General features: G+C 65.8%; 7 protein-coding genes and 1 pseudogene. 2 read left to right on the top strand and 6 right to left on the bottom strand.

Annotation, left to right across the window (positions count from 1 at the left end):
* Positions 1-1308: HAD-IC family P-type ATPase (locus ACWDKQ_RS34235; RefSeq protein WP_450142909.1), on the top strand; the 1308-nt coding region annotated here is incomplete at its 5' end.
* Positions 1309-1329: 21 nt separating this feature from the next.
* Here ACWDKQ_RS34235 and ACWDKQ_RS34230 read toward each other — a convergent pair.
* Positions 1330-1761, bottom strand: coding sequence for a TetR-like C-terminal domain-containing protein (locus ACWDKQ_RS34230; RefSeq protein ID WP_450142908.1), 432 nt, complete (start codon positions 1759-1761; stop codon positions 1330-1332).
* Here ACWDKQ_RS34230 and ACWDKQ_RS34225 point away from each other — a divergent pair.
* The gene (locus ACWDKQ_RS34225) at positions 1694-1894 is read left to right on the top strand and encodes an IclR family transcriptional regulator domain-containing protein (RefSeq protein WP_450142907.1); all 201 of its coding nucleotides are present in this window, start codon (positions 1694-1696) and stop codon (positions 1892-1894) included. The two genes, ACWDKQ_RS34230 and ACWDKQ_RS34225, sit on opposite strands and share 68 nt — an antisense overlap.
* A 277-nt stretch (positions 1895-2171) precedes the next feature.
* Here ACWDKQ_RS34225 and ACWDKQ_RS34220 read toward each other — a convergent pair whose 3' ends face one another.
* From ACWDKQ_RS34220 to ACWDKQ_RS34200, 5 genes and pseudogenes are all read right to left on the bottom strand, one after another.
* Positions 2172-3227 carry an MDR family NADP-dependent oxidoreductase gene (locus ACWDKQ_RS34220; protein WP_450142906.1) on the bottom strand — a complete coding sequence of 352 codons (1056 nt, stop codon included), beginning with the start codon at positions 3225-3227 and terminating at the stop codon, positions 2172-2174.
* A 966-nt stretch (positions 3228-4193) separates the two neighbouring features.
* Positions 4194-4376 carry a hypothetical protein gene (locus tag ACWDKQ_RS34215; RefSeq protein ID WP_450142905.1) on the bottom strand — a complete coding sequence of 61 codons (183 nt, stop codon included), beginning with the start codon at positions 4374-4376 and terminating at the stop codon, positions 4194-4196.
* A gap of 168 nt (positions 4377-4544) precedes the next feature.
* Positions 4545-5044, bottom strand: a pseudogene (locus ACWDKQ_RS34210) (alpha/beta fold hydrolase).
* Between the two features lie 84 nt (positions 5045-5128).
* Positions 5129-5329 (bottom strand): hypothetical protein, encoded by a 201-nt coding sequence (locus ACWDKQ_RS34205; protein ID WP_450142904.1) that lies wholly within the window; start codon positions 5327-5329, stop codon positions 5129-5131.
* A 296-nt stretch (positions 5330-5625) separates the two neighbouring features.
* Positions 5626-6639: a chitinase gene (locus ACWDKQ_RS34200; RefSeq protein WP_450142903.1), complete on the bottom strand. Its 1014-nt coding sequence runs from the start codon at positions 6637-6639 to the stop codon at positions 5626-5628.
* Positions 6640-7134 lie beyond the last annotated feature (495 nt).

Here is a 7134-nt window from a genome sequence, read left to right as displayed (position 1 = left end):
GACTCCCGCCTGCGCGACCTCCGGCTGACCGGCCTGATCGCCCTGGCCGACCCCGTCCGCCCCACCGCAGCCGCCGCCGTGGACCAACTGCAGCAAGCAGGCGTGCAGATCGTCATGATCACCGGCGACCACCCCAGCACCGCCGAAGCCATCGCCGCCGAACTCGGCATCCTGGGCGGCCACCAGATCATGACCGGCACCGACCTCGACACCCTCACCGACGACGAACTAGCCGCCAAAGCCGCCGACATCGCGGTATTCGCCCGCACCACCCCAGCACACAAGGCACGTGTCGTCCAAGCACTGCAGCGCACCGACCGCGTCGTCGCCGTCACCGGCGACGGAGCCAACGACGCACCCGCGATCAGAATCGCCGACATCGGCATCGCCCTCGGCGAACGCGCCACACCCGCCGCCCGGGAAGCCGCCGACGTCGTAGTCACCGACGACCGCATCGAAACGATCGTGGACGCCATCGTCGAAGGACGCGCCATGTGGGCCTCAGTGCGCGACTCCCTGGCCCTGCTGCTCGGCGGCAACCTCGGCGAAGTTCTCTACACCGTCGCCACCGGCCTGCTCACCCCCGGCGGCTCGATGAACGCCCGCCAAATGCTCCTGGTCAACCTCCTCACCGACGTCATCCCGGCGATGGCGATCGCAGTACGTCCCCCACCAGAAATCACACCCCAAATGCTCCTCGAGGAAGGACCCGACGCCTCCCTCGGCACCGCACTGCTCCGCGACATCTACCGGCGCGGCATCATCACCGCCGCATCCGCGTTCGCCGCCTGGATCCTCGGCCGCGCCACCGGAACCCGACGGCACGCCGACACCGTCGCGCTCGTCGCACTCGTCGGCGCACAACTCGGCCAGACCCTGGTCATCCGCGGACGCACCCCACTGGTCGTAGCCGGCGCGCTCGCATCCATGGCGGCACTGGCCGCCATCGTGCAAACCCCCGGCCTCAGCCACTTCTTCGGCTCCACACCCCTGCTACCGCACGACTGGGCCATCGCCCTGGGATGCACCATCGCCGCCAGCATCGCCGGCCTCATCCTCCAGCCACGGGCACGCAACCAACAGAACATGCCGCCGCAGCGCGGCAAGGAAACCGAGCGCGTGACCGATCACAGCAACACAGCCGGAGGAAACAGCATCCCGCGACCGCAATGGCCACCAGAGCCGATCCCTGCACTTCACACGAGTTCAAGCGCAAACCACACCCACCCCGCCAACCACAACGCCGGAAATGCGCTAGACCACGCGAAGTTGCGGTGCACCGCTTCGTACTCAAGGTTCGAGGAGTGAGGACCGCCACCAAGTTCTCCGTCATCGCGTCCCGGCGCTCAGCCCGTGCCGTGGAACGCGTCGATGCCTTTGCGCCAGGCGGTGTCGAGATCGGCGTCGGGTGGGGAAACGTAGGTTCAGCTCGAGGATGACCAGGCCGTGCGCGAAGGCCCAGATCGCTCGTGCCCGTTCGCGGTCACCGCCGGTGGCGTCGAGCAGCGGCATCGCGGCCGCCTCCTCAACGCCGGCGGTGAGCAGGTCGCGGCGCAGGGGCCGCTCGGTCATCAGCCGATAGAGGTTCGGCTGACGGCGCGCGAAGTCGCGGTACGGCGGGACGGTGACATCGACGGTGTCGCGCCTGCTCAGCACGGATCGCAATGACAGGACGAGCTCGACGGCCAAGTGCATGCCGCTGCAGCTGACGTCGGTCGGCGTCCCGATCCGCGACCACAGGGGCGAGCTGACCGCCGTCATCAACATCTCCGCTCCCACATCACGCCTGATCGGGAGGATCGACGAATCGGTCCGCCGGCTCCGAGTCGCGGCGACAGCGATCGAGAACGCACTGAGACATACGGAAAGGAAGCCAGGTCGCCCGCCCAGATAAGCGACTGAAACAGCGACCGGGATCCGGCCCCCCGGGAACGACCTCGAAAACGCTGGAGCGGTTCCGGAGCGCCAGGACCTATCTCCTTAGTTCCTGCTCCGCGCCAAGTCCAGCGTCGTCGGCGGGCGACCGCGAACAGAGCCGGAGGTCGTTGATGTTCAACGGTATCGGGGCCGATCCGGTGCGTAGGACGTAGTGAGCCGACAACTGCCCCGGTGGGGGCGGTGCTTGCTGTCGCGGTCTCAGATGAGAAAGCGCCGGGCGCGCCGCAACGGCATCACACCCGCACGAGCACCTTCCCGCGATTGGCCTCGCGCCCCAGGTAGAGGCTGCGGTATGCCGCCGGAATAGCATCGAAGCCGTCGTAAATGGTCTGGTCGTAGGTGATCTCGCCGCGCCGGATCAGGCCGCCGAGGTCTTTCTCCAGTGCGTTCCAGTTGTCCTCGGTGAACCATTCCAGGGCGTAGATGCCGCGGATGGTGGTGCGCGGGTACATGATCCCGGGCAGCAGGCGAGGACCGGTGTCCTCCCCGCCGACCTGGCTCTCCCACTGCCAGCACACCGCCACTTGGCTGTGCACGTTGAGCATCCGGAACACCACATCGGTGATGGTGCCGCCCATGTTGTCGAAGTACTTGTCCACGCCGTCCGGCGCTGCCTTCTCGAGTGCTTCGCGCACCACGTCGGCGGCGTCGCCGTGCCGGTAGTGGATCACCTCGTCGAAACCGAGGCCCGTCAGGTACTCCGCCTTCCCGGCGGAACCGGTGGTCCCGACAACCCGGGCGCCCGCTTGCTTGGACAGTTGGCCGACCAGGGTGCCGATCGCGCCGGAAGCAGCGCTGATCACCACCGTGTCACCGGGGCGGACCGTCAGGAACTTGGTCATCGTGCCCCACGCGGTCAAGCCCGCACCGCCCATGACGCCCAAGGCCGTCGGGAGTGGAAGCGCATCGCCGAAATGCTGCGGGTTCAGCTTGCGGAAGGCCGGGAAGACCATCGGGAACGGCCCGGTGTTCCACGGCATCTCGGTACCGGTGCTCACGAGGTGGGTACGCCAGCCGCCCCAACCCTGCACGAGGTCGCCGACCGCGAACGCCGCTCGCGGCCCGGCCTCGATCACCTCCATGATCGAGTCACCTCCCGCGCACGTACCGAGCGGAGTGGCCAGGGTGATGCCGTGCAGGAAGAGGTCGACGGAGACGTACCTCGTCCGGAGCAGCATCTCGTCGTCGGCAAGGTCGACGACGAGGTCCTCGACCACCTTCTGGTACATCCGGTCGACATCGGGCACGCCATCGACGTGCTCCCGCACGATCCACTTCTCGACCTTCACTGCATGCTCCTCGTTTCATCATGGAATGGACGTGCCTTGGCGCTGGAACGGGAACGGATGGATGCCGCTCCTGCCACCGTATCGGCGAGGGCCCCGGCACGCCTGGTTCGGACGTGGATATGCGGAAACCCGTATCTGACACGGGGAACAGGGCCGAGCCCAGGTGACGTTGGCGATTTCGCGTGAAATCGGCACCTGCCAGCTAGTTCACTGCCCTGGGCCACGCGACAATGGGACTGTCGACGATCACTGTGATCAGGAGCGGTCGACCTCCCCAGACAGATCGTTGCTTTCGGCCTCAGACACCGACTGTAGGTGGCTGCACCAATTCAGACCACCGGAGATCACGCAATGCACCCGCCCAGGCAACGCGCGGCAGTGCTCGCGAAAAGCACGCGACAGTCCGGAAAACAGGGACGATCACGCAGGAGTACACCCCCACGGGGCCGAACTCGGTCGGGTGACTGGCGGTGCCGGTCCCCGGCACTCTCCGATCATGAGCCTGCCCGGATTTGAAGTCGTTGGAGGCAGGCAGTCGCAGCAGACGTCACCAAGCTCGCAGCAAGCGATTGGTCCGCCGGATTTTGGGTTACTGCCCCAACAGATTCAGTCGTTCCGGGAACACTGATGGTGACGAAAAGCCGTTTGGAGTTGAACCGTCACGCTAAGGTACGGGCGGAGGCCCGTGCCGAGGAACGGAGTACCGGGTGGCTGATAGCGCTGACATCGACTACACCGCACCGTCATCGCCGCGGATCTGGAACTAATGGCAGGGTGGGAAGGACTACTACGCCGTCGACCGGGCTGCCGGGGACGAGTGGATCGCTGTCCAGCCGGAGATCGTGCATATTGCCAAGGAACCTGGCTCTTCTGCTGCTTCCGTGGGTGGGTTAGGCGCGTCCGGGGAGGGTCGGTCGGTGGCCGCCGAGGGCGAGGTGCCAGGTACCGGGTTTGATGGAGACTGGATTAGCTGGTTTCCAGGGTTGCGGTGACCGGGTGGGTCATCGCGTGTAGTGCTTCGTACTCGGCGAGGAGTAATGGCCACACCGAGACAACGCGATGGCCGAGGCGTTCAACAGTTGGCCGCATCCGGCGTCGGCGGGCGGCTTCGTCGGCGAGCCGCTTCTCCAGAAATTTGTTGTGCGACAAGTGATTCTGCCTAGCGCCAGTCGTTCGGGCAGCGTGTCCAGCAGTTGCCCCGACTTCAGCCGACAGAGCAGCGCTTTTAGCTCGGTAGAGATGTCGATCGGCTTCGGTGTGCCGCGGGGACGGCTGGTGGTGGGGCTCGCTGTCGCGGATAGGCCGTCGGTGAGGCGATCAGCTCAGCTTCCGCAGTGCTGCACGCACTGCGGCGAGGCTGGCGTTGGGTTCGTCCCAGAAGACCATGTGCCCGGCTCCGCGAACTTCGACGTATTCGGCGGAGGGATTGGCCTTGGCGGCCTCCTGCGCGCCAGCGGCGGTGACGACGGGGCTTTCGGCTCCGTAGACGAGAACCGCGGGGGCGGGCACGTTGGGCCAGTCGGTGAAGAAGTCCTCAGTCTCGAAGCCAGCGTGAGTGGCGGCGATCGCAGTCCGGGAGCAGGAGGACAACCAGCGGGCGCGCAATTCTTGTTCCCTGCGGGGCCATCGGGGCCAGGACTGCGCCACCTCGTCGGCGGTTGTGCTGCGGCGGGCCTGGTCGAGTTGGCGGAGGAACGCTTCGAGTGTCGTGGGGTAGGGTCCCTGCCCGGGCCGCTCATCGGGGGGTCGACCACAACGGTGCCTCGTAGTTCGTGATGGCCGGTGGTCGCGGCCATCGCCGCGATCCGCGCTCCCATGGAATGCCCGAGCAGGATGGGACGTTCCAGCTGTAGTTCGGACACGACCGCGTCAACGTCGCCTTTCTGTCTCGGCAGGTCGGCTCAGCGCTCGGCGCTGTGTCCAGCCGCGGATGCGGGGTGGGCGGTGGTATTGCGCCCGGGAAGATGGTCGAGGTAGGCCAGTGCGTCGTAGAGGCCGACGACATCGGCGTACTTGGCTTGCAGGTCGAACAGGGCGGCATCAACGCCCTCGGCGCCCGATGGGAAGCCGTAGCCGCGTTCGACGAATTGGACTGACCCCAACCCCGGAACGGGATCCGCAAGCCGCTAATTTAATGGGCCGCACGAGGCGTTCGACCAAGTCATCTGGCATGCCAAAAATCGGCACGGCACCCATCGCAGCGATCACCCGAGTCCACAACAGGGCACGAAAAGGCCGCTGAGCGCTAGCATGCCTGCGCTGTGGGGCCGACTGTTACTACCTATACCGGACAGGTCAACCTTGCACACGCCGTGCTTTCCGGGGCGTGGGGCGGGGGGGCGACCACCAGGGTGCGGTAGGCGGGTTTGGTGCAGTCAGCGGCCCGCACCGCTGTCGCTCAGCGCCGGTGTGCGGCGGGGGCGGGTGGGGAAGCCTCGACGCTGACCTTCATCGCCGGTGTCCGATGGGCGAACTGCGCGGTTAACCTGGTGAAGTCCCAGTGATGCTGCGGCACGCTGCTGCAGGTGCCCAAAGTCTGTCCGTTGTCGAGCGGTGTGCATGGGCGGTCTCGGTTGAGCGACCAGAAGGTGTACCGGGACATGCCGCGGCTGATCGAGTAGTCCAGCAGCGTCTGGAAATCGGCTTGGGTGTAGTACTCGCCAAAGTCCGAACGCCCATTCATCAGCGACACGCCCTCATGTGCGAACGCGGTCGCGCTGTCCCAGCCGAATGTGCTCATCAGGACTCCGTGAAACGCCTCGATCACGGCGATTTGACTGCTGACGTCCGGGAAACCGTTGAACGGCATGATCGAGTAGTTGTTCGGCGTGAAGTTCAAGGACTTGGCCGTGTTCAGCACGTTCTGCCCCTGCGGTGTCGTTCCGCTGGGCGCGGCCACGGTGGTGACTGATATGTACAGGCCAGGGTTGTTCCGCTGCAGGATCTGCGCCGCTCTCAATTCCTTCTGCACCGCGACGGGGTCCGAGTACTCCGGCTGTTCGAGGTTGAAATCGATCGCCCGGAGAGCGTACTTGTCGATCACCCGCTGGTAGGCGCTGGCCGTATCCTCCGCGCTGCCGCAGGTTTGGCCCAAGTTCGTGCCGCCGTAGCCGCCGATCGAAACGGAGACGTCACCGCCGGCCAAGCGCACACCGTCGATGATTCGAGCGACGGCGGTGTCCGCGGACACCGGGACCGCGCCATCCCAGGTGGGCGTACAGCCTCCACCGCCCCTAGGAGCCTGGATGAACGTCAGCTGGAAGGTCTTCTGCCCTGTCGCCGCCATCACCTTCGGCAGATCCGGCGGATTGCCGTACAGCGGCGTCACATACGGTGCCGACCCAAACCAGTTGCCCGACAACGTCGGCGGTGCGATGGTCACCGGGTTCGTAGCAGCAGCGCTACTGGGCATCGCCCACGATGCTGTTGCAATTCCAACGGAAACCGCCGCTGCGGTTGCGAGCACGGGAAACTTGGGCACATGTCCTCCTCATTAGACGGCGTTGTAGCCACGAGGCGGAGGACCCAACGACGAGAACACCCCCGGCGTATCTCGACCGCGTGGAACTCCGGCCGCGATCCGGGACGCCCGAAAGCTGCGCGGCACCACTGGCCGCTCGTGGTCTCAGGGCCATCGTTCTTGGTGGCACGACCGACCACAACGGTTGCAACGGCAGAGGACAGCGCGGCCTCAAGTCGTGCCAGGGATCAGAGCGTCTCGATGAGCGCCGGGCTCAGCGCCAACAAGCCGAGTCCCGACGTCTCGCTCATCGCTGTTGAGATGCTCGCAACCATTCCTCGCGGACCTACATCTTCATTGAGGTGATCTCAGTAGGGGGTTATGCGAGTCGGCCGTGTTCGAATTGGGTGAGTACGAGTGCGGCTTTGACGATGGGTCCGATTTTGC

The sequence above is a fragment of the Saccharopolyspora sp. NPDC000995 genome, assembly GCF_053599315.1.
This window is presented reverse-complemented; position numbering and strand designations above follow the sequence as displayed.